This window comes from Pelagibacterium sp. (assembly GCF_965249125.1).
Lineage (GTDB): Bacteria > Pseudomonadota > Alphaproteobacteria > Rhizobiales > Devosiaceae > Pelagibacterium.
The window spans coordinates 1,948,831-1,975,189 of record NZ_OZ252217.1; the positions used below are offsets into that span (position 1 = coordinate 1,948,831).

General features: G+C 61.0%; 25 protein-coding genes. 4 read left to right on the top strand and 21 right to left on the bottom strand.

Translation table 11 applies throughout. From position 1 onward, the window contains the following. Nucleotides 1–32 precede the first annotated feature (32 nt). Complete coding sequence (der, locus tag ACP148_RS09610; protein WP_421950686.1) at nucleotides 33–1,493, bottom strand: ribosome biogenesis GTPase Der; 1,461 nt, start codon at nucleotides 1,491–1,493, stop codon at nucleotides 33–35. Beyond that, nucleotides 1,490–2,272, bottom strand: a complete 783-nt coding sequence (locus ACP148_RS09615; RefSeq protein ID WP_421950687.1) for a tetratricopeptide repeat protein — start codon at nucleotides 2,270–2,272, stop codon at nucleotides 1,490–1,492. Before ACP148_RS09615 ends, der begins: the two co-directional genes overlap by 4 nt. A 98-nt stretch (nucleotides 2,273–2,370) precedes the next feature. Here ACP148_RS09615 and ACP148_RS09620 point away from each other — a divergent pair, with 98 nt between their 5' ends. Continuing rightward, nucleotides 2,371–3,066, top strand: a complete 696-nt coding sequence (locus ACP148_RS09620) for a helix-turn-helix transcriptional regulator (RefSeq protein WP_421950688.1) — start codon at nucleotides 2,371–2,373, stop codon at nucleotides 3,064–3,066. Nucleotides 3,067–3,125: 59 nt separating this feature from the next. On the opposite strand, the gene ACP148_RS09625 is transcribed toward ACP148_RS09620, so the two are convergent. The 8 genes from ACP148_RS09625 to ACP148_RS09660 all read right to left on the bottom strand — a co-directional run bounded on the left by ACP148_RS09625 (nucleotide 3,126) and on the right by ACP148_RS09660 (nucleotide 13,356). After that, a complete protein-coding gene (locus ACP148_RS09625) occupies nucleotides 3,126–3,695 on the bottom strand; it encodes a 2'-5' RNA ligase family protein (RefSeq protein ID WP_421950689.1) in 570 nt (189 codons plus the stop codon). 348 nt (nucleotides 3,696–4,043) lie between these two features. After that, nucleotides 4,044–5,555 carry a glycerol-3-phosphate dehydrogenase gene (gene glpD, locus ACP148_RS09630; RefSeq protein WP_421950690.1) on the bottom strand — a complete coding sequence of 504 codons (1,512 nt, stop codon included), beginning with the start codon at nucleotides 5,553–5,555 and terminating at the stop codon, nucleotides 4,044–4,046. Nucleotides 5,556–5,630: 75 nt separating this feature from the next. Next, nucleotides 5,631–6,980 (bottom strand): alpha-glucosidase/alpha-galactosidase, encoded by a 1,350-nt coding sequence (locus ACP148_RS09635; protein WP_421950691.1) that lies wholly within the window; start codon nucleotides 6,978–6,980, stop codon nucleotides 5,631–5,633. 2 nt (nucleotides 6,981–6,982) lie between these two features. Beyond that, a complete protein-coding gene (locus tag ACP148_RS09640) occupies nucleotides 6,983–8,998 on the bottom strand; it encodes an aldo/keto reductase (RefSeq protein ID WP_421950692.1) in 2,016 nt (671 codons plus the stop codon). A gap of 36 nt (nucleotides 8,999–9,034) precedes the next feature. Then, the gene (locus ACP148_RS09645) at nucleotides 9,035–10,120 is read right to left on the bottom strand and encodes an ABC transporter ATP-binding protein (RefSeq protein WP_421950693.1); all 1,086 of its coding nucleotides are present in this window, start codon (nucleotides 10,118–10,120) and stop codon (nucleotides 9,035–9,037) included. Between the two features lie 192 nt (nucleotides 10,121–10,312). After that, a complete protein-coding gene (locus tag ACP148_RS09650; protein ID WP_421950694.1) occupies nucleotides 10,313–11,149 on the bottom strand; it encodes a carbohydrate ABC transporter permease in 837 nt (278 codons plus the stop codon). Then, the gene (locus ACP148_RS09655) at nucleotides 11,146–12,006 is read right to left on the bottom strand and encodes a carbohydrate ABC transporter permease (protein WP_421950695.1); all 861 of its coding nucleotides are present in this window, start codon (nucleotides 12,004–12,006) and stop codon (nucleotides 11,146–11,148) included. Before ACP148_RS09655 ends, ACP148_RS09650 begins: the two co-directional genes overlap by 4 nt. 75 nt (nucleotides 12,007–12,081) lie before the next feature. Continuing rightward, entirely contained in the window at nucleotides 12,082–13,356 is a 1,275-nt protein-coding gene (locus ACP148_RS09660) for an extracellular solute-binding protein (protein WP_425033449.1), read from the bottom strand. A gap of 94 nt (nucleotides 13,357–13,450) precedes the next feature. On the opposite strand from ACP148_RS09660, the gene ACP148_RS09665 reads away from it, so the two are divergent. Next, the gene (locus ACP148_RS09665) at nucleotides 13,451–14,347 is read left to right on the top strand and encodes a helix-turn-helix domain-containing protein (protein ID WP_421950697.1); all 897 of its coding nucleotides are present in this window, start codon (nucleotides 13,451–13,453) and stop codon (nucleotides 14,345–14,347) included. A gap of 69 nt (nucleotides 14,348–14,416) precedes the next feature. On the opposite strand, the gene guaA is transcribed toward ACP148_RS09665, so the two are convergent. The 4 genes from guaA to ACP148_RS09685 form a co-directional block, all read right to left on the bottom strand. Continuing rightward, on the bottom strand, nucleotides 14,417–15,979 hold the full coding sequence (gene guaA / locus ACP148_RS09670) for a glutamine-hydrolyzing GMP synthase (RefSeq protein ID WP_421950698.1): 1,563 nt from the start codon (nucleotides 15,977–15,979) through the stop codon (nucleotides 14,417–14,419). A gap of 412 nt (nucleotides 15,980–16,391) precedes the next feature. Continuing rightward, on the bottom strand, nucleotides 16,392–17,225 hold the full coding sequence (locus tag ACP148_RS09675) for a hypothetical protein (protein ID WP_421950699.1): 834 nt from the start codon (nucleotides 17,223–17,225) through the stop codon (nucleotides 16,392–16,394). 146 nt (nucleotides 17,226–17,371) lie between these two features. Continuing rightward, the gene (locus ACP148_RS09680) at nucleotides 17,372–18,211 is read right to left on the bottom strand and encodes a helix-turn-helix domain-containing protein (RefSeq protein ID WP_421950700.1); all 840 of its coding nucleotides are present in this window, start codon (nucleotides 18,209–18,211) and stop codon (nucleotides 17,372–17,374) included. A gap of 85 nt (nucleotides 18,212–18,296) precedes the next feature. Beyond that, complete coding sequence (locus ACP148_RS09685) at nucleotides 18,297–18,980, bottom strand: helix-turn-helix domain-containing protein (RefSeq protein WP_421950907.1); 684 nt, start codon at nucleotides 18,978–18,980, stop codon at nucleotides 18,297–18,299. Here ACP148_RS09685 and ACP148_RS09690 point away from each other — a divergent pair. Further along, entirely contained in the window at nucleotides 18,936–19,106 is a 171-nt protein-coding gene (locus ACP148_RS09690) for a hypothetical protein (RefSeq protein ID WP_421950918.1), read from the top strand. The genes ACP148_RS09685 and ACP148_RS09690 overlap by 45 nt on opposite strands. 139 nt (nucleotides 19,107–19,245) lie before the next feature. On the opposite strand, the gene ACP148_RS09695 is transcribed toward ACP148_RS09690, so the two are convergent. The 5 genes from ACP148_RS09695 to guaB form a co-directional block, all read right to left on the bottom strand. Further along, nucleotides 19,246–19,737, bottom strand: coding sequence for a TspO/MBR family protein (locus ACP148_RS09695; protein ID WP_421950701.1), 492 nt, complete (start codon nucleotides 19,735–19,737; stop codon nucleotides 19,246–19,248). A 115-nt stretch (nucleotides 19,738–19,852) separates the two neighbouring features. Beyond that, nucleotides 19,853–21,142, bottom strand: coding sequence for an RsmB/NOP family class I SAM-dependent RNA methyltransferase (locus ACP148_RS09700; protein WP_421950702.1), 1,290 nt, complete (start codon nucleotides 21,140–21,142; stop codon nucleotides 19,853–19,855). Next, a complete protein-coding gene (locus ACP148_RS09705; protein WP_421950703.1) occupies nucleotides 21,142–21,507 on the bottom strand; it encodes a VOC family protein in 366 nt (121 codons plus the stop codon). The genes ACP148_RS09700 and ACP148_RS09705 overlap by 1 nt, the downstream gene beginning before the upstream one ends. Nucleotides 21,508–21,510: 3 nt before the next feature. After that, entirely contained in the window at nucleotides 21,511–21,945 is a 435-nt protein-coding gene (locus ACP148_RS09710) for an MAPEG family protein (protein WP_421950704.1), read from the bottom strand. Nucleotides 21,946–21,949: 4 nt separating this feature from the next. Continuing rightward, the gene (gene guaB / locus ACP148_RS09715) at nucleotides 21,950–23,449 is read right to left on the bottom strand and encodes an IMP dehydrogenase (RefSeq protein ID WP_421950705.1); all 1,500 of its coding nucleotides are present in this window, start codon (nucleotides 23,447–23,449) and stop codon (nucleotides 21,950–21,952) included. A gap of 291 nt (nucleotides 23,450–23,740) precedes the next feature. Between guaB and ACP148_RS09720 the strand changes: the two genes are divergently transcribed. Next, nucleotides 23,741–25,114, top strand: a complete 1,374-nt coding sequence (locus tag ACP148_RS09720) for an FAD-containing oxidoreductase (protein WP_421950706.1) — start codon at nucleotides 23,741–23,743, stop codon at nucleotides 25,112–25,114. Nucleotides 25,115–25,135: 21 nt separating this feature from the next. On the opposite strand, the gene ACP148_RS09725 is transcribed toward ACP148_RS09720, so the two are convergent. Continuing rightward, complete coding sequence (locus ACP148_RS09725; protein WP_421950707.1) at nucleotides 25,136–25,687, bottom strand: GFA family protein; 552 nt, start codon at nucleotides 25,685–25,687, stop codon at nucleotides 25,136–25,138. 190 nt (nucleotides 25,688–25,877) lie between these two features. Then, complete coding sequence (locus ACP148_RS09730; RefSeq protein WP_421950708.1) at nucleotides 25,878–26,291, bottom strand: VOC family protein; 414 nt, start codon at nucleotides 26,289–26,291, stop codon at nucleotides 25,878–25,880. Nucleotides 26,292–26,359 lie beyond the last annotated feature (68 nt).

Consider the following 26,359-nt stretch of genomic DNA (forward strand, 5'->3'; position numbering starts at 1 on the left):
TTCCACTTTTGCTGGACACGCTCCAGCCCTGCTTATTTCCCGTCGTCATCGACGTAAGGGTTCTTGCCGCCGCGGACCCAGAGGCGGATGGGCGTGCCGGGGAGATCGAAGTCCTCCCTTATGCCATTGACGATATAGCGCTGATAGGCCTTGGGCAGTGCATCGGGACGGGAGGCGAAGACGATGAAGCTGGGCGGGCGTGTCTTGGCCTGGGTCATGTAACGCAGTTTCAGGCGACGGCCCGACACCGCCGGGGGCGGGTGGTGCTCGGTCATGGACGCGAGCCAGCGATTGAGCTTGGCGGTGCGGATCTTGACGTTCCAGGTCCGCTCGATGGCGAAAATCGCCTTCATCAGCTTGTCGATGTTGCGGCCCTGCAGGCCAGACATTGTGACAAGCGGTATGCCGCGCAACTGGGGCAGCAGGCGCTCGCATTCGGCGCGCAATTCGAGGATCTTGGCGTTCTTGTCCTCGATCAGATCCCATTTGTTGACGGCAATGACCATGGCCCGGCCCTCGCGTTCGACAAGATCGGCCAGCGCCAGATCCTGCTTTTCAAACGGGATGGTGGCATCAAGGAGCAGGACGACGACTTCCGCATACTGGATCGAACGGAGGCTGTCGGAGACCGACAGCTTTTCGAGCTTGTGCTGCACGCGGGATTTGCGGCGGATACCAGCGGTATCGACAAGATTGATGACGCGCCCCTCCCACTCCCACGGCACCATTATGGAATCGCGGGTTATGCCGGCTTCCGGGCCGGTCAGAAGGCGTTCCTCACCCACCATGCGGTTGATGAGCGTGGATTTGCCCGCGTTGGGGCGCCCGACGATGGCGACGTTGAGGTAGCGGTTGGGATTCCAGCGCATGGGCGCGGTATCGCCCGCTTCGTCTTCGCCCTCTTCCTCATTCACATCGACGTCGGTCGCCGGCTTTTGCACCATGTCGTAATCGAATTCGTCATCGGCGGCGGCAAGTTTGGCTTCATCGACTTTATCGACGGCCTGAGAAATAATGGAATAGAGATCGGCCAGCCCAAGCCCGTGCTCGGCGGAAAGCGGGATGGCCTCGCCAAAGCCAAGCGCATAAGCCTCCATCAGACCCGGTTCAGCCGCCTTGCCCTCGGCCTTGTTGCCGATGACGTGAATATCCTTGTCGGCCTTGCGCAGAAGCCGGGCGAAATGCTCATCGGTGGGGGTCAACCCGGCGCGGGCGTCGATCATGAACAAGATGACATCGGCTTCCGCGATGGCCATTTCGGTCTGGCGGCGCATGCGCGCTTCCAGACTATCGTCATTTGCATCTTCATAGCCGGCGGTATCGACCAGCGTGAATGTCAGATCGCCGATACGCCCCAGCCCTTCGCGACGGTCGCGGGTCACACCCGGTGTGTCGTCGACAATCGCGATTTTCCTGCCCACCAGCCGATTGAACAGGGTGGATTTGCCGACATTGGGTCTTCCAACGATGGCGACCGTCACATTCGCGCTCATTGCTCGGATTCAGCTTCCAGAGGCTGGCCGAGCGTTTCAAGGCTGGGGGTTTCGGCGGGAATTTCGATTTGCTCGGGCGCGGGTTCCATGGGACCGGTGGCTCCGAGCAGGTCTTCGCTCACGTCCACGCCGGTCGAGGCAAGCTGTTCGAGATAGATGAAAGCGCGAAGCTGGATGTCCTGGCCGGCATTGGGATCGGCGGCCATGGTTTCGAAATTGGCGCGGGCCTCTTCGATATTTCCGGCCTTGTAATGGGCAAGCCCCAGGGCCTCGCGGGCACTGTTGCGCATGGCACTGTCGTCGCCCGTCAGACCACCGACGCGCTGTTCGACGGCACCGACATCGAGATGATCCACGGCGATATAGCCACCCAGAATGTAAGCCAGTTCGCGCAGCCGGCGCTGATCGAGGCTGGCAGCGAGTGCGTCATAGGCCGCGAGCGCGGCCTCGGGATCCCCCTGCTCGGCCAGAAGCGCTGCCTCCTGGAAGCGTGCCAGAACTGCATAACCGCCAGGTCCACTCGCTTCGAGTTCGGCAAAGGCGGCCTGGGCGCCGGCAATATCGCCATTGTCGGCCATTTCGACAGCGGCGTAATACTGGTCGGACGCGTTGGCGGCGGTGCTCGTGCGATACCATTTCCAGACTTCATTGGCCGCGACCAGCAGCACGATCAGGACCGCACCGCCGATGATGAACGGCGCAAAGCGGCGCCAGAAGGCTTTCAGCTTGTCGCTGCGCAGTTCTTCTTCGACTTCGCGCAGGAAGGAATCGTCGCTCATCAGGGGTATCCAGACTGTCCAAAATTTTGCCGGACAATAGTGGTGCCGTGCCTATAATGCAACGTCGCAAGGGACCGGATTCGCGGGCAGTTTCACACATGGACAAGACCGAACGCCTCTTTGCCATCATGGATGCCCTGCGGCGGCACCGGCTGCCGGTGACGGCCGCGCAACTGGCCGAAGACCAGGGGGTGTCGGTGCGCACGCTCTATCGCGACATCCAGACGCTGATCGGGCTGGGTGCGCCCATCGAGGGCGAGGCCGGGATCGGCTATATGCTGCGGTCCGGCTTCTTTTTGCCTCCTTTGATGTTTTCGGCGGACGAACTCGAAGCGCTGGTGCTCGGGGCGCGCTGGGTGGAGGCCCAGCCGGACGTGGAGCTATCGGCTGCGGCGCGAAACGCGCTGGGCAAGATCGCCACGGCGAGCCCGGAAGATCTGCGCGACCGGATTTCCGATACCGGGCTGTGGCCGGTTCGGGTCCGGGCGGTTGGCGACCCCCTGCCCCTGCTGGCGCTGGTGCGCAAGGCGATGCGCGCCGAGCGAGCGCTGCGCATCGACTATGAGGACGAAAAAGGCAATGCGTCGGCACGCGAAATCTGGCCGGTGCAAATCGCCTTTTACGAGAACAAGCAGATTATTGCGGCATGGTGCACATTGCGCGAAGCGTTTCGGCACTTTCGCACCGAGCGGATTGTCGGGGCGGAGCTGGCCGATACGCGTTATGGCCGCCGCAGGGTGGCCCTTGCCGACGACTGGTACGTCCAGTGGCAGGAAGAACAGAGCCGCAATTAGTGCGCGTCTAACCTCAATTTAGGGGCTGTTGGCGCGTGCTAAAATCGATCGATACAATATTATCGGCAATTCAGCGGCCAGCGCCCCAGATCGTCGCCGGCGGAGCCGCCCAGACGGGCGAGAACGAACTCGCCCGCCAGCCATTCGATGGGAGTCGCAAGACGGCCTTCGGGCGTCTCGGCCGTTTGACGGATCATCGTCAGATGCGGGTCGCCCGCGCCGCCGGGAACCGACAATCCGGCCCGAGCCAAATTGTGCCGAAGCCCATCGACCAGTTGCAGAAATCGGTGGGATTGAGCAGACGATCGCAGGATCAGGCAATGGCCGCCCCTGCCCCGAACCGATGCCGCGGTATCGAACCGGAGCGGGAAACTCTCGACCGCGATTTCGGTGGCTGCACGCATGGCGGCTGTCATATCGCCGCGCCTGAGGCCGTCCAACCCGATCGGGCAGAGCGAGACGTGGAGGCGATCGGCGGGATAGAGCTGGCCCCCAATCTGTTCGCGCCTTTGGAAATTGCGGGCCAGCGCGCGGATTCTGGCTGCCATCACGGCGTCGGGGCGCAGGGCGAAATAGAATGGCGGACGCGCCGCCAGCGGAAGTTGTGGAAACAAAAGCGGCGCATCCATTATTGTGGCCTCGCTAAATGTTCTTGTTATGTTCTCATTCAGGCAGACCAAAGTCAAATATTTTGGTTCTGCAGGCTCGCGGCCTCGGCCAGCAACCAGTCGCGGAAGGCGCGCGCGCAGATCTCGGGCTTGCGCCGATGACCGATGCGGAGCGAAAGGACGCCACGAGCCAGTCCGGCGATTTCAAACGCGGGCGCGGTGCGAGCGGCCGGCTTTCGATAAGCCCAGCACGAGGTGGGTTGATCTAGAGCCGTTCAGGATTTGATTGAATCAAATCCTTGTCTCTAAACCTTTGTTTTGTCGCGTGTCCGAACCGATAAAGTGGTATCCACTTTATCTGGACACGCTCTAGCCGTCAGAGGGCGCAAGCGCCTCCCGGACGAACTGATCAAGCGCGAAGCGATCGATGAGGTTGGCGTGCAGGCCGAGCTTTGAGCGGCGCCAGAGGATATCGTCGGCGCTGCGGGCCCATTCGCGTTCGACAAGATAGCGCACTTCGGCGCCGGTCAGGCCGCAACCGAAATCGGGGCCAAGGTCCTGGGCGGCGCCAGCATCTGCAAGGATGGCGTGGGCGAGCGTGCCGTAGGCACGGGTGAGCCTGCGGGCATTTTCGGGGGACAGGAACGGATAGCGAGCCCGCAAGTGCTCGACTTCGGCTTGAAAGCCATCGACGGGAAAATCCCCGCCCGGCAGGGATGCGTGCGCCGTCCATCGCCCGCCACGGCGCCCGAGCGCGGATTCGATGTGGCCGAGAGCGGATTCGGCGAGGCGGCGGTAGGTGGTCAGTTTGCCGCCGAAGACGTTGAGCAGCGCCGGGATGTTGCCACCCCCGGTATGCTTGAGGACATAATCGCGGGTGGCCTCCTGGGCCTTGGACGCGCCATCGTTATAGAGCGGGCGTACGCCCGAATAGGCCCAGACGATATCGTCTCGACCGATGGGTGCGCGGAAATACTGGTTGGCTGCCGCAAGAAGATAGTCTGTTTCGGCTGGAGAGATTTCGACCGACGCCGGATCGCCGCCAAAATCCTGATCGGTGGTGCCGATCAGGGTAAAATCGCCCTGATAGGGGATGGCAAAGAAGATGCGGCCGTCGGCGTTCTGGAAGAAAAAGCAGCGCGGATCGTCATAGAGCCTGCGCACCACGATGTGGCTGCCTTTGACCAGGCGAACCTCATGGCTTTCATTGCCGCCGATCAGTCCGGACAGGACGTCGGCGACCCAGGGACCCGCGGCGTTGACCAGCATGCGGGCCTTTACCGTCCGAGAGTGACCTGCATCGTTCTGGATGGTGATTTCCCAGTGGCCGCCCGTCCGGTGTGCCGAGGTGAGCCGAGTGCGGGTGTGGATTTCTGCTCCCCGGTCGGCGGCGTCGCGGGCGGTCAATACGACGAGACGGGCGTCATCGACCCAGCAGTCCGAATATTCGAATGCCCGCCCCTGCCCCGGCTTGAGCACGGCGCCGAGGGAGTCTTGGCTCAGGTCGCGCACTTTGGTGGCCGGCAGGCGCTTGCGGCCCCCGATGTGGTCGTAGAGAAACAGGCCCAACCGCAGGAGCCATGCGGGGCGCAAGCCCTTGTGGTGGGGCAGGACGAAACGGAGCGGCCAGATGATGTGCGGGGCCATCGCCCACAGCACTTCGCGTTCCACAAGGGACTCGCGCACCAGCCGGAACTCGTAATGCTCGAGATAGCGCAGGCCGCCGTGGATCAGTTTTGTGGAGGCCGATGAGGTGCCCGAGGCCAGATCGTTCATTTCGGCAAGGCAGACCGAATAGCCCCGCCCCGCCGCATCGCGCGCGATGCCGCAGCCATTGATGCCGCCGCCGACGATGAAGATGTCGAATACCGGGTCGCTCACCCGCGCCTCCAGGATTTCAAATCAGGGCCTGAGGCTCTCATACACCGGTAAATGTGCCATTGTTTTAACAAGCACTCATCGGCGCGCCCATGCCGGAAGCATATCGCCATGGGCGGCGATCAGATCGTCGACCAGCGACCAGATCTGGTCGAGATCGAGTTCGGCGCCGGTGTGGGGGTCGAGCATGGCGGCGTGATAGATGTGCTCGCGGTTTTCGGTGGTGAGCGCTTTGACCGTGAGTTCCTGCACGTTGATGTTTGTGCGCATGAGCGCCGTCAGTTGCGGCGGGAGTTCGCCGATATGGGTGGGCTGGATGCCGTTGGCATCAACGAGACACGGAACTTCGACGGCGCAGGCATCGGGCAGCGAGGTGATGGCGCCATTGTTGCGGATGTTGCCGTAGATTACCGCGGGCTCGCCCGTCCAGACGGAATTGACGATCGCGGAGGCGTATTCGTGGCTTTCTTCGATCTCGATGGTTTCGGCTGTACGGTAGCGCTCGGCCTGCTCGGTCCAGTCCTCGACCTGTTCGATGCAGCGCTTTGGGTATTCATCGAGCGGAATGCCGTATTTTTCGATCAAGTCGTCGCGGCCGGACTTGATGAACCAGGGCACGTATTCGGCGAAGTGCTCGGAGCTTTCGGTGACGAAATAGCCCAGCCGGGTCATCATTTCGTAACGCACCTTGTTGGGGCAGCGCGGGTTCCAGTCGCTGGGCTTGGGGATTATGCCGGCACGATAGCCGGAGAGAAGGTCGGGATAGAGGTTCTTGTGGCTGCCGTCGGGCTGGCGCTGTTCGAAGGTCAGATAGAACGCCATATGATTGATACCGGCAGCCTTGTAGCGCAGGGTGTCGACCGGAATTTCGAGGTCGCGCGCCAGTTCGGCGGCCGTACCCTGTACCGAATGGCAGAGGCCGACCTGGCGGATGGCGGGGTATTTTTCAGTGATGGCCCAGGTGTTGATGGCCATCGGATTGACGTATTGGAGCAAGATGGCGTTGGGGCAAAGCTGCTCCATATCGGCGCAGACCGCCCAGAGATGGGGGACCGTGCGCAGGCCGCGCATGATGCCGCCGATCCCCAGCGTATCGGCAATGGTCTGGCGCAGGCCGAAGCGTTTGGGCACCTCGAAATCGATCACGGTGGACGGCTCATAGCCGCCGATCTGGAAAGCGACGATGACGAAATCGGCCCCGTCCAATGCAGCCCGCCGGTCGGTGTGGGTAGTGACGGTCGCTGAAGCGCCGAGCGTTTTGACCAGCTTTCCCGCCACCAGTTCGCTATCGGCAAGGCGTTGAGGATCGATATCCATGAGGGCGATATGGGCACCGGCCAGCGGCTTGCGCTGCAGGATGTCGCCGATGATGTTTTTCATGAACACAGTCGAGCCGGCGCCGATGAAGGCGATTTTTGGGTTCGCCATTCTCAACTCTTTCCATCGCGCAGCCAGGCGACATCGTCCGGCGTCAGAGTGATTTCAAGCGCCTCCAGGCTGTCATCGAGTTCGGCGAGGGTGCGCGGGCCGATGAGAGGGATCAGGGGGAATGGCTGATAGAGGCAGTAGGCCAGCGCGACATGGATGGGCTTCTTGCCCAGCTTGCCCGCCAGTTCGACGGCGCGGTCGCGGCGGGCGAAATTGACGTCGGTGTACCAGGTCTCGACCAGTTCGGCATTTTCGGTCTTTTCGCGCCCGGCGCGGTCGGTGAAAAAGCCCCTGCCCTGGCTGGACCAGGCGAAGTTGGTCACCTGACGGTCCGAAAGCCATTTGCGCCAGTCGTCATCCGAGGACGCGACGCAGCCCGGCCAGAGGGGCTTTTGCATTTCGGCCAGCGAGAAGTTGTTCGATAGAGCGCTGGGCGCCGTCTTGCCGGTGCGGTTGGCGTAGGCGACCGCCTCATCGAAGCGCTCACGCGTCCAGTTGGAGCCACCAAACGGTCCCCGGATGCGGCCGCGCCGGACTTCCGCGTCCATGGCGTCGACAAATTCATCGACGGGAATGTCGATGTTGTCGCGGTGCATGAAATAGACGTCGAGGTGGTCGGTTTTGAGCTTGTTGAGGCTGACGTCGAGCTGTTTGGCGATCACGTCGGGATAGGTCAGCGGTGAGTGGGCACCCTTGCCGATCACCACGACGTCGTCGCGGACGCCTCGCGAGGCTTGCCAATCGCCGAAAAGGGTTTCGGTGATGCCGTTGCCGTAAATGAAGGCGGTATCGAAGGCGTTGCCGCCCTTTTCATAATAGGCATCGAGAAGGATCGCGGCACTGGAAAAGGAGCGGAAATCCTCAAAGCCGAGGGCAAGCCGGGAGATGGGCTTTTGAAGCCCGGGAATGGAGATACGGCCAATCCGGTCGCTGCGCTTTTCCAGAGCTTCCCCTTTAAGGGTTCTTGTGCGCAGCGCGGGCTTTTCGATCTCATATTCGAGACCGGCGGTCTGGCGCCATTTGTCGAGGACGCGCAGATTGCCCAGAGTGTAGTCCCAACTCATGCCGGGGGCGTCAAATTCTGACTTTCCGGCGAGGATGGCCAGGCTGGCCGCTTCGGCTTCGAACGAATAGAGCCAACCGGCTTCGGCCACTTCAACGGGCTCGTGCTTGCCGTCGGGGCGGATGATGTCGATGATTGCCGTGCCGCCCTTATGCCCGGTGGCGAACCAGAAATCGCGGATTTCGATGCGACCGGTGGTGCCCAGTATGCGCAGGACGTTGTCCTGGGCGAGCGAGACCGAGCAGGAGACTTCGGCAAGGATGCCGCCGGGGAATTTGAGCACCGCGGCGGCCCATTCATCGACCCCGGACTGGCCCAGATGGGCGACACCGGAGACTGTTTCGGGTTCGAGAAACGGCTTGCCGTTCGCAACGCCGGCGATAAGGCGGGCCATGGAAACCGGGTAGCAACCGACATCGAGGATGCCGCCGCCGGCCAGGCCGTTGGCATAGAGGCGATGCTCGGGGTCGAAGCGCGGCATGGCAAAGCCAAAGCTGGACTTGATGGCGCGCACATCGCCGATCTCTCCGGCGGCGATCAGGTCGATCAGCTTTTGGGTCATGGGATGGACGCGATACATGAAGGCTTCGCCCATGAAGGTCTTCGCCTTGCGCGCCGCATGGAACATGGCGTCCGCTTCAAACGCGGTAAGGCCCATGGGCTTTTCGCACAGCACGTGCTTTTTCGCTTCGGCGGCCTTGATGGCCCATTGGGCGTGCTGGGGATGCGGGGTTGCGATATAAACGGCATCGATTTGAGGGTCGGCGAGCAGCGCGTCGTAGCCGTTGAGCACACGGGCACCGGGGAAATGTTCGGCATAATCGGGCTTATCGGGATTGCGCGCGCCCAGGGCCACCAGTTCGCCCGACTGGCTGTGGGCGAGGCCACCTGCAAAGGCGCGGGCGATGGATCCCGGACCGAGAATGCCCCAGCGGACTTTTTGCTGTTGCGACATGGATGTGTCTCTTTCTGAAGTAAGCGGTCTTGGGTGTTAGCGGATGCGGTCGCCGTGGCTATCAAAGAGATACGCCCTGGCTGAGGGGATGGTGATTGTCAGTTCCTTCTGGCCCATTTCAGCTCGCGATTGCTCGCGCTCTATGATCAGCTGCTCGCCGGTTTTCATATTGGCATAGACAAAACTGGTTGCGCCAAGATGTTCGGCGACATCGACCTCAACGGTCAGCCGGGTGCCCTCCCCTTCGCTGGTGCCGAAATGCTCGGGACGGATGCCAAGGGTAACGGCATCGCCGGTCGCGAGGTGTTGCGTGGTGGGCAGGGTCAGCCGTGGCGCGCCGTGCTTTTCGGTTTCGATGATGACGCTGCCGGGCGCCGCTTCGACCACCTTGGCGGCCAAAAAATTCATGCGCGGGGAGCCGACGAAGCCGGCGACGAACCGGTTTGCGGGATCGTCATAGAGATCGAGGGGAGCACCGACCTGTTCGACGCGGCCGTCGCGCAGGACCACGATCTTGTCGGCCAGGGTCATGGCCTCGGTCTGGTCGTGGGTGACGTAGACCATTGTCGTGCCCAGTTCCTTGTGCAGGCGGGCGATTTCCACCCGCATCTGGACGCGCAGCTCGGCGTCGAGATTGGAGAGCGGTTCATCGAACAGGAAGACTTCGGGCTCGCGCACAATGGCGCGCCCGATGGCGACACGCTGGCGCTGGCCGCCCGAAAGCTGCTTGGGGCGGCGGGCAAGTAACGGTTCGATCTGGAGGATCGTGGCGGCGTTGGAAACGTGGCGGGCGATATCGTCCCTGGGGCGCCCATTCATGCGCAGGCCGAAGGAGAGGTTCTGCTCGACAGTCATATGCGGGTAGAGGGCGTAGGACTGGAACACCATGGCGATGCCGCGATCGGCGGGCTCGACATCGTTGACAACGGTGCCGCCGATTGAGACCTCGCCATCGGAAATGTCCTCGAGGCCCGCGATCATGCGCAGGAGCGTCGATTTTCCGCAGCCCGAGGGGCCGACGAAGACGACGAACTCGCCATCATCGACAGTCAAGTCGACGCCGTGAATGACTTCGACGGCGCCGAAGCGCTTCTTGACGGAATTGAGTGTCACACCAGCCACGGCTTGTCCCTCTTTAGTTGTCGCGCTTCCGAACCGAAAAAGTGGTGTCCACTTTTTCTGGAAGCACTCCCTCTTTAGTTGTCGCGCTTCCGAACCGAAAAAGTGGTGTCCACTTTTTCTGGAAGCACTCCCTCTTTAGTTGTCGCGCTTCCGAACCGAAAAAGTGGCGTCCACTTTTTCTGGAAGCGCTCCCTACTTAATGGCGCCGGCGGCGATGCCGGCCACGAAATGGCGTTGAAGCACGACGAAGACGACGAGCATGGGGATGGTCAAAACGACGGCACCGGTCATGATGCCGCCCCAGGAGACGCGGGTCAGACCAATCAGCGATCCCAATGCCACCGGAGCGGTCATCATGTCGGGGCGGTTGTTGATGAGCAGCGGCCAGAGATAATTGTTCCAGCTCGCAAGGAACAGGATGATGCAGAGCGCCGCGACGGTGGGACGGGCCATGGGCAGGGCGACGCGCAGGAAAATCTGCCATTCCTTGACGCCCTCGACGCGGGCGGCATCGAAAAGTTCGGACGGCATCATGGAGAACGATTGGCGCATGAAAAGCACGCCGAGGGAATTGAACAGCGGCGGGACGATCAGCGCGAACCAGGTGTTACCGAGCCCGAAATCGCGGGCCACCATGATGAACTGGGGGATGACGACAACGAAATAGGGCAGCGTCAGCGTGCCCAGGATTATGGCGAGGACCAGACCCTTGCCGGTAAAATTATAGCGCGCCAGCGCCCAGCCGGCCATCGAGGTCAGCATGACCGAGAGAATTGTATAGACCAGCGCCACGACAATCGAGACGAACACCGTGCGCAAGAAACCGGTATCGGCTTGCAAAAGAGCGAAGTTCTCGGCGAACCGGTCGGCGGGCAACAGGGTGAGATTGGCCGAAAAGATCGCGTTTTCGGGTTGGGTCGAAAACACCACCATCATCCAGATGGGAAACAGCCAGACAAGCGCCAGTGGCACGAGAACGGCATGCAGCCCCACGGTACGCAGCAGAGTTGTTTGCGACTTCGATCTCATTTGGGGTCCCTCCCCAGCCAGAAATTGAGGGCCGAGATGACCACCGCAATCGCCGCGATGGTATAGGCGACCGCCGAGGCATAGCCGAAATTGAGGACGGTAAAGCCCTGGCGATAAAGGAACAGGCCGAGCGTCTCGGTGGCGCCGCCGGGGCCGCCGCGATTGGTGATGAGGAAGGGTTCGGCAAACAGCTGCATGGTGCCGATCACCGAAAGAACCACGCAAACCAGAATGATGGGGCGCAGCAGCGGCAAGGTGATGAAAAAGAATTGCTTTGTCTTTGAGACCTTGTCGAGCGTTGCAGCCTCATAGACGTCCTCGGGGATCGATTGCAGGCCCGAAAGGATGATGATGGCGTTGTAGCCCACCCAGCGCCAGGTGACGGCCATGATGATGAGCGCCATGGCGGCTGTGGGGTTGGAACTCCACGAGACCGGGGCAACGCCTATAAGGCCGAGCAATTTGTTGATGACGCCGAAATCGGCCTGGAACATCAGACGGAATACGGCTGCGTAGGCCACCTCGCCGACAACGACCGGCGCGAAAAAGGCAAAGCGCATGATGCCGCGCGCCCTGAGCAGTTGGGAATTGAGCAGGACGGCGAGCAGCGTCGCCAATGCGATCATCACTGGTACCTGGATGACCAGGATAATCATTGTGTTCTTGAACGCGTTGAAGAAGGCCGGATCGATAATCAGCCGGCCCCAATTGAAGGTGGGGTTGAAGGTCCAGGGCTGAACGCGCGTGGCAAGGAAGGAAAGGTAGAACGAATAGATGATCGGCCACACCCAGAAGGCGGCAAAGATCAACAGATAGGGCGCCAGAAACCCATATGCCGTTCGCGTCGTTGCGCGCATGGCTTTCGTCCTCCTCGGTCTTTTGGTTGACGCGCGGGCCCAAGGTCCGCGCGCCCAATTCTTCCCTACCCGATCTTATTCGGCGATCGGCAAGCCGGTGACCAGTGCGATCTGGCTGGCGGCATCGTCGAGCGCTGCCTGTGCGCTGTCGAACCCGCCATTGAGGTACTGGGTCTGGGCGGCCTGAAAGATGGCCTGGGCATCGCCGAAGAAGGGCGTGCCGCGGCTGGGAACGACGCGATCGAGCGTGCCCAGAATATCCACCCAGATGGCCTGATCGCCCCAGAAGGGCTGGCCTTGCTCGACGTACGGATCGTCGAGCGCTGAAAGCAGCGAGGGAACGAGCCCATATTCGCGCAGCATGGTCACCTGGCCCTCGTTTGTCCCGAGGGTATAGTTGACATAGGCCCAGGCGGCCTCCTTGTTGTCGGAGGTATTGGTGATGGCGAGAGCCGAACCGCCAAGGTTGGCGGCACGTGGGCCGTCTTCGGTCACCGAGGGCATTTCGTAAACGCCCCAAAGACCTTCCTGTTCGGGTGCGTTGGAGCGGATGGTGCCTTCGTACCAGCCACCGAAGAGCTGGCTGGCGACGGTTTCGGCGCGAATGGCCTGAATGCGTTCATCCCAGTTGCCGGCAACCAGAATGCCGGCATCGGCCATGTCCTTGACCGCTTCGAGAGCGGCAACACAACCGGGCTGGTTGACGGCGATAGAGGCGCCGTCGCCGGTGAAGAAGCCGCAGCCCTGTTCGTTGGCGAGCATGCGGAACCATTCGGTATCGCCGTTGAAATCGGCCTGGCCCATCACGACGCCAGGATTGGCTTCGGCGACGGCCTGTCCGGCTTCGATAAAGTCGGCCCATGTGGTGATCGATGCAGGGTCGACGCCGGCGTTTTCATAGAAATCCCGGCGGTAGAACATGGCGACCGGGCCGGAGTCCCAGGGCATGGCATAGGCGACATCGCCGACTTCGAGTTCGGTGCGCTTAAAGTCGGGGAAACCGGCAGCCACTTCCTCGGTGTAGCCCAGGTCGCGCAGATTGGCGAAGCAGTCGGGGAACTGGTTCCAGAAGATCTCCGCTTCCCCGTTTTCAATCGAGATGACATCGGGCAGGCCCGATCCGCCAGCGGCGCAGCCGGCCAGTGTGCGGTCGAAGACCTGCTGGTTGCCAAGATCTTCGACGGTGACGGTCACATCGGGATATTGCGCATTGAAGCCCTCGATTGTCGATTGCAGCGACGAGGCAGCAACGTCCCAGCTCCAGACGGTGATCTCGCCGGACTGGGCAAGAGCGCCGCCCGTCATGCCGAGGACAAGCGCAAGCGATGCGCATCCTGTGGTTAGACGCATTGATATTCCTCCCATTTGTGTTGCCCGATCCGCGGGCTGGTTTTACACTATATGGTTCAAAACCGGCGTCTCACGAAAAGGGAAGAGGGAGTCGTTGGAAAGTAAGATCGGCCAGAAACGCTACTGGAACCCGCTCAAAAGCACTGTCGAGGGCGTGCCCAACCAGCTCGTGATCAGCCACGAGCAGCCGGGCATCATGCCGACGGCGCATTGGCATGCGCAGGTCGAGATCAACTACGTCTTTTCCGGAACCGTCGACTACCAGATGCAGGGGCATTGCGTGCATCTGGAAGCGGGCGATCTTTGCCTGTTCTGGGGCGGCCTGCCCCATCAGGTGCTCGATACGAGCGAAGACGCGATGTTTATCGCCATCCATTTGCCGCTCGTGCACTTTTTCAGGCTTCGGCTCCCGGTCGATATCCAGCAAAGGCTGATGCGCGGGGCGACATTACTGGCTGGCGAGCATGACCAGGGCGACGGCAGGTCCTTTGCGCGCTGGTCGGACTATCTGCGCTCGGACGACCCTGTGAAGGTCAACCACGCCATAGACGAACTGCTTTTGCGGATCGAGCGCATCCAGTTCGACAGCTACAAGCTGCTCGATGCGGCAACGACCGACACGGCGCCATCGGAAGCGCCCGACCGTCAGAGCTTCCAGAACATCGGAGAGATCTGCTTTTATATCGCCGAGAATTTCCGGCACGATATCGACTCGAGCGCAATCGCGTCCTCGGTCGATATCCATCCCAAATACGCAATGAGCGTGTTCAAGAAATCGACCGGTATGACGCTCAACGAATATGTGAGCCTGCTGCGCCTCTCCTATGCACAGGCACTGCTGTTGCGCGGCGACGTTAATGTGCTGCAGGTGGCCATGGATTCGGGCTTCGGGTCGCTTTCGGCCTTCAATTCAAGCTTCCGCAAACTCGCCGGCATGAGCCCGTCCGATTATCGCCGCTCCATACGGGACCGGCATAGCGGGCAGTGCTGAGGCCCGCCCCGAACTCATCCCGACGATCGATCCTGAAGTCTTATCAGAGCACAGGTGTTGAGAATGGGCTCATTCCCACTCGATGGTTCCCGGCGGCTTGGAGGTGACGTCGTACACCACGCGGTTGATGCCCTTGACCTCATTGATGATCCGGGTGGCGGCGCGACCGAGGAAGCTCATGTCGAAGGGATAAAAATCGGCTGTCATGCCGTCGACCGAGGTCACGGCGCGCAGGGCGCAGACGCTTTCATAGGTGCGGCCGTCGCCCATAACGCCCACCGTCTGGACGGGAAGCAACACCGCGAAAGCCTGCCAGATGGTATCGTAAAGCCCGGCCTTGCGGATTTCATCGAGATAGATTGCGTCGGCCTGGCGCAGGATATCGAGCTTTTCGCGCGTCACCCCGCCGGGCAGGCGGATGGCGAGACCGGGTCCGGGGAACGGATGGCGGCCAACGAAATGTTCGGGCAGACCCAATTCGCGGCCCAGCTTGCGCACTTCGTCCTTGAAGAGTTCACGCAAGGGTTCGACGAGCTTCATGTTCATGCGCTCAGGCAGCCCGCCGACATTGTGATGGCTCTTGATGGTGACCGAGGGGCCGCCGGTAAATGACACGGACTCGATGACGTCGGGATAGAGCGTGCCCTGCGCGAGGAACTCGACGCCGCCAATCTTGTGGGCTTCCTTTTCGAAGGTCTCGATGAACAAACGCCCGATGATCTTGCGCTTGGACTCCGGTTCGACAACGCCCTCGAGTTCGCCGATGAATTCTTTCGATGCATCAACGTGTACGAGCGGGATATTATACTGATGCCTGAACATCGAGACCACTTCGTCGGCCTCGTTTTTGCGCAATAGTCCATGGTCGACGAAGATGCAGGTCAGCTGGTCGCCGATCGCCTCGTGGATAAGGATGGCGGCCACCGAGGAGTCCACACCGCCGGAAAGACCGCAGATGACCTTCTTGTCGCCCACCTGCTCGCGGATGGCGGCAACAGCCTGATCGCGATAGGCGGCCATCGTCCAATTGGCGTCGCAGCCGCAGATCTGATGAACGAAATTGGCGTAGAGCTTGGCGCCGTCGGGCGTGTGATAAACCTCGGGGTGGAACTGGACTCCGTAGAATTTGCGCTCTTCGTTGGCGATCATGGCGAAGGGCGCGCCCGGCGACGTGCCGACGACTTCAAAGCCCTCGGGGATTTCGGAGACCTTGTCGCCGTGGCTCATCCACACCTGATAGGAATGATCAAGCTCCCAGACGCCATCATAAAGGGTGCAATCCTTTTCGATCCGCACTTCGGCGCGTCCGAACTCGCGGACGTAGCCCGGCTCCACAACCCCACCGAGTGCGACGCACATGGCCTGCTGACCATAGCAGATGCCGAGCACCGGCACGCCATAATCGAGCAGCTTTGCGTCGACCTGGGGTGAGCCGTCTTCGATCACGCTGGCCGGGCCGCCCGAAAGGATGATGCCTTTGGGCTTAAGCGCATCGAGCTTGTCAGCCGCCGTGCTGAAGGGATGGATTTCGCAATAGACCCCGGTTTCGCGGACCCGGCGAGCGATAAGCTGGGTGACCTGAGAACCGAAATCGACAATGAGGATGGTGTCGGTGGGCGCGTCGTTGTGCATGGCGAGCCTTTAATGGGAATCGGGGTTTCAGGCAATGGGGGAGAGCGACCTGAAACGCGACAATCCCGATGGGCGCAAATAATGCAACCCCTTTTGCAACTCAGCGCGCGCTTTGGCGTTGTTAGGACAAGCGGCAGGCACCCGACCAACCCGGCCGGGCCGCCGAGAAAAAACGGGTTCTGCGCGGTCCCCAAAGCGTCCCACTCCGCGCAATCCCGGTCAAAAGGCCAGTTGCGGTCCCATGCCCTCAGGCCTTTTGCAGCCACTCCGGATGTCCCTCGCATCCGGGGTGGTTCATTTTGCGCGCCGCATCGCGCCCCCAAGCTGAATTCAAGACAATGAAAATCCGCGCATTTGGGGGAAATGCGCGGATTCTCTCGTCAACGAGTGGCCTTTTGATCGTTACAGCCGGCTAGAAGACGAAGACCGTCAGGCTTGAGGACTGCCGGGTGACGCCAAGCACACGGCCCGCGTCGTAGTTCGAGCGGCTTAGAGATGCCGCGACCAGCGGGTCCGACCGCAGGAGGCCCTGGAGCTGCTGGTATTTGCCGCTGCCAGCAAAGTAATCGGCCATATAGGAGCGGATATCGGGGCAGACACGCAGAGCCTGAATCTGGATGTTGCTGGCATTGTCCCAACCCGAGAGGGTCGACTGCTCGAACATCTGGATCAGGGTGTAGGGGTCGACGCCCATGCAGCTGGGATCGGAGCTGGCGAAGCGGCTGCCACCGTTATTGTTGTTGCCGCCGCCGTTGACCCCACCGTTTCCGCCGCCGTTGACACCACCGTTGCCGCCGTTTCCACCATTGCCGCCGTTTCCACCATTGCCGCCGTTTCCGCCGTTGCCACCATTTCCGCCGTTGCCACCGTTTCCGCCATTGCCACCGACGTCGATATCGACGTCGACCAGCCTGCCGCCGCCGACACCGACATTTGCGGTCACATTGTCATCAAGCAGACCGGCATCGACATTGAGTCCACGGCCACCGCCTGCGCTTACGTTGGCATTGACCAGACCACGATCGCCCGCGCCGGGTGCAACATTGGCATCAAGGACGTTTCCACCCCCGCCGCCAACACCGAGATTGACCAATCCGCTGTCTCCAGCCCCACCGCGACCGATCGTTACAAGCGCACCGCTGTCTTTGTCTCCAATGATGCCGAGCAAAGATCCGGCCTGCACGCTCGGTGTCATTGCCAGAGCCATTACTAGCGATATTGAGACTCCAGTAAGAAATTTGCGCATATCATGCCTCCATAGTTGCCCGACAGCAGTTCCTTGCGCCGAGCTTTAAAACTGAACGAATCCAGTATTGCTCAACCTTGAGGACGACGTTTGCTCGTAGTTGATATGGATGGTCATTTTTACCTGACTTTAATGTGACGCTAACCCTACTCAACTGCATATAGCAGCGTGGTTTCTCCGTTCTCGCTCTCCTCATACAGTTCGATGGCCGGGTCTTCGGTTACGGCAAGCGATCGCCGGTAAAACAGGCTGTCCCCAACATCGACATAGCTTTGACGACGGTCATAGAGCCGGGCTGGAAAACGGTATCCGGCATATTCGCGCTCGCGGCTGAGAATCAGATGCAATCCTTCAGGCGGCTGGCGTACATCCACGGCATCCACGCGATTGACCACCACACAGCAATCGTACCGCACGAGCAGATCGGGATCGGCGCGCCAGTCGTTGTAGATCAGCCCCACGCGCCGCATCGGTGTTGAGTAGCGCTGAATCACATCGCCGAAGCGAGCAAGAAAATCATCCCAGAAGCTATCGATGTCTTCCGAATAGCCCCTATAGCGCTTGGCCAGCAGCAAGAGCGGCATGCCATCGTCAACCTGAATGAACTGGGCGTGCTTGACCGGCGCGACAGCGGCACGCTCGCGTCCATAGGCCGTCCTGTAGCGTCCGGGAAGCATCCCGAAAAACCGATCGAACACGCGCGTGAACGCGGCCTGGCTCGCATAGCCCACCGCATAGCCGATGCGGCCGATCGGTTCACGCGACCATTGCAGCCGCAAGGCCGCGGCGTGCATGCTGACCCGTCGGCGGTAGGCCCCCGGAGGCTCGCCCACAGCGACGGCAAATGTGCGATGGAGGTGGTGATGGGAAATGTCGAGCTGCCGCGCGATGGCGCGGATATACTCGACAGCGCCGTCATCAATGCCAGATTCTATCGACCTGACGGCTTTCTCGACCAGAAATTGTGTTTCGATTCCCTGCAGCATCCCTCAAAGATGCTCAACCTTGAGGAAGCCGTTTGCTCACAGTTGATATGTGACGCCGTTTAGCCGGGATTTATGTGAGATTTTTCTACTCAACCGCATAGAGCAGCGTCGTTTTTTTGTCTCCGACCTCATCATAGAGCTCAATTGCGGGATCCTCGGTCACCGCCAGGGAGCGACGGAAAAACAGACTGTCTCCGACGTCGACATAGGCCTGCTGCCGATCGTAGGACGCAGCCGGGAAGCGATAACCGGCATATCGGCGCTCCCGGCTGAGCACGAGATGCAGCCCCGCAGGCGGATTTCGCATATCTACCGCCTCCGCATCCACCGCGACGCAGCAATCATATCGAACAAGGTTGTCGGGATCGGCACGCCAGTCATTGTAGATCAGCCCCACGCGCCGGATGGGCTTGGAGTGTCGGTCTATGACCGCTCCGTACCGGACAAGAAAATCATCCCAAAAGCTATCTATGTCTTTGGCATAGCCGCGATATCGCTTGGCGAGCAGCAACAGTGGCACGCCGTCGTCCACGCGAACGAACTGGGCATCTTCGACCGGACGGACGGCCAGGCGTGCCCTGCCGTAGGCGGTTCTGTAGCGTCCGGGGAGAATGCCGAAAAACCGCTCAAACACGCGTGTCAGAGCGGCCTGGCTCGCATAGCCCACCGCATAGCCGATGCGGCCGATCGGCTCGTGCGACCACTGCAGCCGCAAGGCGACGGCATGCATGCTTATTCGCCTGCGGTACGCACCAGGGGGCTCCCCGATCGCCGCCGCAAACGTGCGATGGAGATGGTGATGGGATATGTCGAGTTGACCCGCGATGGCGCGAATATAATCGACAGCACCATCCTCGATGCCAGACTCAATCGATCTGACAGCCTTCTCAACTAGGAATTGTGTTTGGGGTCCTGGCAACATCCCAAAAGGATGCCGCTATCAAATTTGACTACTGATAAGTTCTGCGGGGCAATTTTATTACAATTTTACATTGTTTTTTACGCATTATTGTCCGTACGAGATGGAATTATACTTACGTATTCAACACGATAAGGGACGCGTTCAACAAAGTCGCGAAACTCACCCATGCCGCGTAGGGCACAAAAAACAGGGCAGACGCCCTGTCCCGGCTCCACCTGTTAACAATATAGGCAAGGATCAGCACCAGCATCGGGACGATGATCGCAAGGGCAAGCCAAAGATTTTGCGCGGCAAAGAACGCCGGTGACCATGCCCAATTCAAAACCATCTGCCCGACCCACAAGCCCATACCGGCGCTCACGGGGCCCGCCAGACAGGTTCGCCAGCCAGCGATTGCAATCAGCACATACAGCGTGAACCACACCGGCCCGAATATCCAGTTGGGCGGATTGAAGGGCGGCTTTTCAAGCCCCGCATACCAGGCGCCCGGCGCCGTCTGCGTGCCGATAAGGGCGCCCACACCAATGACGATGACCAGAAAGATCGCCAGCGTCGCAAGGGCGCGCGGCTGCTTGATGTCGAACGATGGGGATGCATGTGTCATGCCCCGTTAAACGCAGCCCCGCTCAAATTGGTTCACTCGGGATGATCGAACGATGGGCAAATCTTGCGTGCGCCTAGGGCCGAGGACATGCTTTTGCTGGACACGCTCTGGGGGCTCAATTGCGCCGAAGCACGGCACAGAAAAAGCCATCGCTATCGGTGCTGGCGGGCGTGAGCGTTATCGAGTTCGGGCCCGTACCGAGGGGTTTGGGCGCATCGGGAAAAAGATTGTCCCAGCGCTCGGTCAGCGATACCGGCTCGAAGCCGTCGTGACGCGCCAGAAACGCGGCGATCCGATCGTCGTTTTCCTGCGGCAGGATCGAGCAGGTGATGTAGACGAGTTCACCACCGGGCTTGAGATACCGGACCGCCTCATCGAGGACCTGAATCTGATCGGCCATACGGGCTTCGAGTTGGGTGGGAGTGAGCTTCCATTTGGTGTCCGGACGACGCCGCCACGTGCCGGTTCCAGTGCAGGGCGCATCGATGACCACGCGGTCCATCCTGCCCTCCAGATCGTCGAGTATCCCGGCATCGGGGTTGCGCACCTGCGCGTTGCGGACGCCATTGCGCTTGAGACGCTCATGGATCGGGGCGAGGCGGGTGCGTTGCGTGTCATAGGCAAATATCTGCCCGGTGTTGCCCATGGCAGCGGCCAGCGCCAGGGTCTTGCCCCCTGCCCCGGCGCACAGATCGAGCACCTGTTCGCCCATTTTCGCGCCGGCCAGCAAGGCCACGATCTGGCTGCCTTCGTCCTGAACCTCGAACCAACCCTTCTGATAGCCCTCGTCGGCCTGCACATTGGCAGTACGGGCATCGGTGGGGCCGGAGGGCAGACGCAGGCCATCGGGAGCGATGGCGGTGGGTTGCGGGGCGAAGCGGGAGAGGGATTTTTCCACCCGCGCCCTATCGGCTTTGAGGCGGTTGACGCGCATGTCGAGCGGGGGGCGAGTGGTCATACCCCTGCCCTGTTCGATCCAATCGGCACCGAAATTGCGCTCGAGCGGTTCGGCCAGCCATTCGGGCACATCGGCCTTCACGTGATCGGGCGCATCGGAAAAAGCAGGGTCGGAAGAAAGCTTTAGCGCCTCGGCTTCGGAGATCGATTCCGGCGCGAACCTGTCTGTGCTGAAGTCCTGATTGAGGGCGTTAATGTCCTGATTCCAGTCGTTGACCGCAACCGAGAGGATCAGGGCTCGCGGGGTGTCCTCGCCCATGCGCCAGGCGTGACTGGCCCGCTTGCGCAGCGCGTCGTAAACGAGATTTCCGATGGCGGCACGGTCGCCAGCCCCGGCAAAGCGGTGGTCAAGCGCCCAGCCCTTGAGGGCCTCGGAGGCGGGACGCTTGCGCGACTCCATATCGGCGAGCACTTCGATGGCGGCAGCCATCCGTCCGGGAAGACGCATCAGCCGGCCTCGCCGAAGGAACAGACATTGACGCGCACTCCGGAGATATCGACAAAGTCGAACCAGCGCATTGACGGGGCGTCATGGATTTCGGTCACCTCCCGGCCGTCGGCGATCAGCGCGTTTCGGAGCGCCTCCGGATCGGGACTATAGAGATTGAAGGCGACGTAGCTATTGTTGATGGTATCGGCCGGAATCAGCGTCAGGGCGGTTGCCTTGGATTCACCCTCGTCGAAGCGCAAACCGATGTAGCCGCCCGAACGGAATATCTCGGTCATCGAAAACATGCGCGCATACCATCTTGCGGCTCTGTCGGTATCCAAGGCGGGAACGAAAATGGTATCGATACGCGTTGCAAGAGCCATAAGTCACACCGTTTGAAAAGCAAAAACCAGCCGCCCGAAAATCACGCCCCAGAGCGCGATCAGCACGGCGAAGCCGAAAACATAGGCGAAAAATCGCCGGTAAACGTGGTTGGACGTAACATGGATCGTCGCGTGGACGATCCGGCTGACGACAAAGGCCCAGGCCAGAACAACCTCGGGCCATCCCGCCCCCAGATAGAGCGCGATGGCGATGCCGATGGCGAACAGGACAGGAAGCTGAAACTGATTGTCGAAGGCATTTGATGCCTTCTGGGCAGCCTCGGGCCAGGGACGCGTATCGAGCGCGATATCGCCAACCGCGATTTTCCCGTCCATGACCAACGGTACGCGCCGCCGGCCCAGGATGAAGAGCAGCGCGAGCGTCAACGCACCCTGCGTCCACAGCGCAAGCAGGATCAGCAGGGTGGCGTAATTCATGAGGTTACTTCCCGCGATAGTTGGGGCTCTCGCGGGTAATCGTCACGTCGTGGACGTGGCTTTCGCCCAAGGCGGCGGAGCTTATCTTGACGAACGTTGCTTCGCGCCGGAAAGTTTCGAGATCCCTGGCCCCGGTATAGCCCATGGCGGCCCGCAGGCCGCCTGCCAGCTGATGCAACACGGCTCCGGCCTGCCCCTTATAGGGCACCTGACCCTCGATTCCTTCGGGAACGAGCTTCATCTGATCGCTGACTTCCTGCTGGAAATAGCGATCGGCCGAACCGCGCGCCATGGCGCCGACCGAGCCCATGCCACGGTAGGATTTATAAGAGCGCCCCTGGTAGAGATAGACTTCTCCGGGGCTTTCGTCGGTGCCGGCCAGAAGCGAGCCGACCATGGCGACCGAGGCGCCGCCTGCGAGCGCCTTGGCCAGATCGCCCGAAAACTTGATGCCGCCATCGGCAATCACCGGCACGCCCTGCTTGTCGGCCTCTTCGGCGCAGGCCATGACGGCTGCAAGCTGGGGCACGCCGACACCGGCCACGATACGGGTGGTGCAGATCGAGCCCGGCCCGATGCCGACCTTGACCGAATCCGCACCCGCATCGATCAGCGCCTTTGTGGCTTCCGCCGTCGCGACGTTGCCGGCGACGATGCGGGTGGAATTGGATTCGCGCTTGACGCGTTCGACGGCCTCGGCGACGCGCACGGAATGGCCGTGGGCGGTATCGATGACAAGAAGGTCGACACCGGCCTCGATCAGCGCCATGGAGCGCTCAAAACCCTGGTCGCCGGTGGTTGACGCCGCGGCAACCCGGAGGCGACCCTGTGCGTCCTTGATGGCCGAGGGATGAAGCTGGGCCTTTTCCATGTCCTTGACGGTGATCAGCCCGATACAGTTGTCGTGCTCATCGACGACCAGCAGCTTTTCGATACGGTGCTGATGGAGGAGCCGCTTGGCTTCCTCCTGGCTCACGCCCTCGCGCACCGTGATGAGCTGGTCGCGAGTCATGAGATCGGAAATCTTGTGGCGGTCGTTGGAGGCGAAACGCACGTCGCGGTTGGTAAGGATGCCCACCAGTTTACCGGTGTTGCGTCCGCCGGTGCCGCCATTGGCGACCACGGGAATGCCCGAAATCCTGTAACGGTCCATCAGGGCATAGGCATCGGCCAGCGTGGCGTCAGGACCGATGGTGATGGGATTGACCACCATGCCGGACTCGAAGTGCTTGACCTGTTTGACCTGTTCGGCCTGCTGCTCGGGGGTGAGATTGCGGTGGATGACGCCCATGCCGCCCGCCTGCGCCATGGCGATGGCCATATTGGCTTCGGTCACCGTATCCATGGCCGAAGACAGGATCGGCAGGTTGAGCGCTATGTCCTTTGTAACATAGCTCTTGATGTTAACGTCGGTCGGCAGCACGTCCGAACGGGCGGGCTGGAGCAGCACGTCGTCAAATGTCAGTGCAGCATCACCAGTGATTGAGGAAATAATCTTCGCCAAGGCCAGCCCCTTTCGTGCCCTTCATCGTAGAACGGATGAATGTCGATGGTTTAGCGTGACACACCGTCGGCTTTTTGACCGCTCCGTCGTGCCCGCATTGTCCGCTTGGCCGATGCGGGGGATAGATTCGCACCGGCTTTGGGTTGGCGAGGGTCATTAACACCGAGTCACAGGTTTGGGAAGTGGCGATGCGAGCCGATCTCGATTCTTGATCGCCGCGATGTTAGGGTCAGCGTCCGAACTGGAGGGCACCAAGATGTTTATCATAAAGCCCGCCATGGAGTTGGCAGCATGAGCGAGCCGTTCGACGCCATTGTTGTGGGCGCCGGCCAGGCCGGACCATCGCTTGCCGCGCGGCTGGCCGGACAAGGCCAGAAGGTGGCACTGATCGAGCGCAAGCTTTTGGGCGGAACCTGCGTCAACACCGGATGCACGCCGACCAAGGCCATGGTCGCGAGCGCCCATGTCGCCCACCTGGCCCGCAGGGCGGCCGATTACGGCGTCAGCATCCCCGGACCGGTTGCTGTCGATATGGCCGCAGTCAAGAGCCGCAGCGACGGGATCGTCAAAGCCTCGCGCTCGGGACTTGGCGACTGGCTGAATGGAACCGAAAACCTGACGCTGATCGAGGGTCATGCCCGCTTTGTTGCAGACCACACGATCACAGTTGGCGAGCGCACGCTTGAAGCACCGCGCATTTTCCTCAATGTCGGCGGTCGAGCCGTCATTCCCGATTATCCGGGGATCGATGAGATCGATATCCTGACCAACAGCAGCATTCTCGAGTTGACCGCGGCGCCGCGCCATCTGGTCGTTGTGGGTGGGGGCTATGTCGGGCTCGAATTCGCGCAGATGTTTGCAAGGTTCGGCAGCAAGGTCACCGTTGTCGAACGCGGCGACCGACTTCTCACGCGCGAAGACGAAGACGCCTCTCAAACCGTTGCCGATATCCTCGCGGCTGAAGGCATCGACATCAGGCTCAACGCCGATTGCATAGCGTTCTCGCGATCCGACGAGGGCCCGGTTGTCGAAGTCAATTGCAACTCGGGTGCGCCAGCGATCACCGGGTCGCATGTGCTGGTCGCCATCGGACGGCAGCCCAACACCGACGATCTTGGGCTCGAGAACACCGGCATCGCGACGAACGACCACGGCTATGTCCTCACCAATGAGCGGCTCGAGACCTCGGTGGAGGGCGTCTGGGCCGTCGGCGATTGCAACGGAAGGGGCGCCTTCACTCACACGGCCTATAATGACTACGAAATCGTTGCCGACAATCTGGACGGGGCGAACCGTTCGGTTGAGGCGCGGACCGATGCTTATGCCCTCTACACCGACCCGCCACTTGGCCGTGCGGGCATGACGGTGACTGAAGCCAAAAAACGCGGTTACCGGGTGTTGGTCGGCAAGCGGGCCATGACTCGCGTGGCGCGCGCCAAGGAAAAGGGCGAGAGCGCCGGCTATATGAAAGTGGTGGTTGACGCGGACAGCAACAGGATACTCGGGGGAGCGATTTTCGGAGTTGGCGGCGACGAGGCCATCCATGTGCTGCTCGACGCCATCCAATCTGGCATGGCCTATATCGATCTGAAAAACACCATGCACATCCACCCAACGGTCAGCGAGCTGATACCGACGATTTTGGGTGAACTCGAGGAGGCGTAGCCGCCTGCCCCGACCCGGCCGCTATGCCGGAATGTCCGCCAGTGTCTTGTCCGGCTGTGATAGCGCGATGGCCGGCGATTTGAACCCCATGGCGATCCAGGCGCCCAGTAGCCGCGCGTAAAAACCCGCGGTCTGGAGCTTTCCCGCCGGAATGTCGTCGTCAAGCGGCGGCATGCCCTGGCGATCGGAAACGACGGTGCGGATCCGGGGTGGCGGCAATGAGCCTTCGGGCCACAGGCTGGTGTAAAAACTGATCCAATGCCCGTTCTGGAACTCGAGGAAGATCGGTGTGTTGCAGCATGACGCCAGAACACGGCGGGTGGGCGACTCCGGCTTGAGCCGGTAGGCGGCAAGCAGGTCCAACCCCTTATCGAACACAACCCTGTCCTTGCGGTACATGACGAAGGGAGTGCCACCGTTCGCGGCGAGCATAGGCCGAGCCAGCGGCAGCGCCGCAAGCGCCTCGCCCGCGGTGCGGCAGCTCGTACAGTGGCACTCGGTCGAAAAAAACGGGTCCTGGCGAAGGGTAAGGGAGACCTGACCGCAGTCACACCCTATTTCAGTGTCGACCATATCGTCCCCCCCTTAGAGAATTTCAGGTTGTAACGGAGCCATTTGGGTCCCTTCCGTCGCTGCCCCGGCGAAAGCCGGGGCCCAGCAGCGTGAGCCGAGGCGCCGGCGCTTGACGTAACTCTCATGGACCCCGGCTTTCGCCGGGGAAGCGCAGAAGGAGAACGGCGATTCCGTAAAGAGCTGAAGCGCTTTAGTGCTCACCCGATGCCTGGCTCATATCCATCCAGACCGGCTCGAAGATGTTGCCGTCGGGATCTTCAAAAGCTCGGCCGTACATGAAGCCCATGTCCTGCGGCTCGCGGATATCGGCTCTGCCTCCAGCCTTGCCCGCTGCCTGGGTTATGGCATCGACCGCTTCGCGACTGTCGCACGACAGGGCGATCAATGCACCGGCCGCAGCATGCGCGTCGGCGATCGGCTTGGAGGTGAAGGTCGAGAAATACTCGTGTCTGAGCAGCATGAAGATGATCGTGTCCGACCACATCATCGAGGAGGCGTCATCGCTTGAAAAATCGGCATTTTTTGTGCAGCCGATCGCCTCAAAAAAGCGGGTGGCGACGGCAAGATCACGCACCGGCAGGTTCACGAAAATCATCTTGGTCATTGTGTCGTCCTCAAATGTACCGGAGGGGCGTTGTCCCCTACAGCCTCAAGACGGATCAGCATCGCCGA

Bases quoted from the DNA above. Each gene is read 5' to 3' on its own strand.
- der (WP_421950686.1), bottom strand. From the start codon at position 1,493: ATGAGCGCGAATGTGACGGTCGCCATCGTTGGAAGACCCAATGTCGGC.
- ACP148_RS09615 (WP_421950687.1), bottom strand. From the start codon at position 2,272: ATGAGCGACGATTCCTTCCTGCGCGAAGTCGAAGAAGAACTGCGCAGC.
- ACP148_RS09620 (WP_421950688.1), top strand. From the start codon at position 2,371: ATGGACAAGACCGAACGCCTCTTTGCCATCATGGATGCCCTGCGGCGG.
- ACP148_RS09625 (WP_421950689.1), bottom strand. From the start codon at position 3,695: ATGGATGCGCCGCTTTTGTTTCCACAACTTCCGCTGGCGGCGCGTCCG.
- ACP148_RS09635 (WP_421950691.1), bottom strand. From the start codon at position 6,980: ATGGCGAACCCAAAAATCGCCTTCATCGGCGCCGGCTCGACTGTGTTC.
- ACP148_RS09640 (WP_421950692.1), bottom strand. From the start codon at position 8,998: ATGTCGCAACAGCAAAAAGTCCGCTGGGGCATTCTCGGTCCGGGATCC.
- ACP148_RS09650 (WP_421950694.1), bottom strand. From the start codon at position 11,149: ATGAGATCGAAGTCGCAAACAACTCTGCTGCGTACCGTGGGGCTGCAT.
- ACP148_RS09655 (WP_421950695.1), bottom strand. From the start codon at position 12,006: ATGCGCGCAACGACGCGAACGGCATATGGGTTTCTGGCGCCCTATCTG.
- ACP148_RS09660 (WP_425033449.1), bottom strand. From the start codon at position 13,356: ATGCGTCTAACCACAGGATGCGCATCGCTTGCGCTTGTCCTCGGCATG.
- guaA (WP_421950698.1), bottom strand. From the start codon at position 15,979: ATGCACAACGACGCGCCCACCGACACCATCCTCATTGTCGATTTCGGT.
- ACP148_RS09675 (WP_421950699.1), bottom strand. From the start codon at position 17,225: ATGCGCAAATTTCTTACTGGAGTCTCAATATCGCTAGTAATGGCTCTG.
- ACP148_RS09680 (WP_421950700.1), bottom strand. From the start codon at position 18,211: ATGCTGCAGGGAATCGAAACACAATTTCTGGTCGAGAAAGCCGTCAGG.
- ACP148_RS09690 (WP_421950918.1), top strand. From the start codon at position 18,936: ATGCATGCTTATTCGCCTGCGGTACGCACCAGGGGGCTCCCCGATCGC.
- ACP148_RS09695 (WP_421950701.1), bottom strand. From the start codon at position 19,737: ATGACACATGCATCCCCATCGTTCGACATCAAGCAGCCGCGCGCCCTT.
- ACP148_RS09700 (WP_421950702.1), bottom strand. From the start codon at position 21,142: ATGCGTCTTCCCGGACGGATGGCTGCCGCCATCGAAGTGCTCGCCGAT.
- ACP148_RS09705 (WP_421950703.1), bottom strand. From the start codon at position 21,507: ATGGCTCTTGCAACGCGTATCGATACCATTTTCGTTCCCGCCTTGGAT.
- ACP148_RS09710 (WP_421950704.1), bottom strand. From the start codon at position 21,945: ATGAATTACGCCACCCTGCTGATCCTGCTTGCGCTGTGGACGCAGGGT.
- ACP148_RS09720 (WP_421950706.1), top strand. From the start codon at position 23,741: ATGAGCGAGCCGTTCGACGCCATTGTTGTGGGCGCCGGCCAGGCCGGA.
- ACP148_RS09725 (WP_421950707.1), bottom strand. From the start codon at position 25,687: ATGGTCGACACTGAAATAGGGTGTGACTGCGGTCAGGTCTCCCTTACC.
- ACP148_RS09730 (WP_421950708.1), bottom strand. From the start codon at position 26,291: ATGACCAAGATGATTTTCGTGAACCTGCCGGTGCGTGATCTTGCCGTC.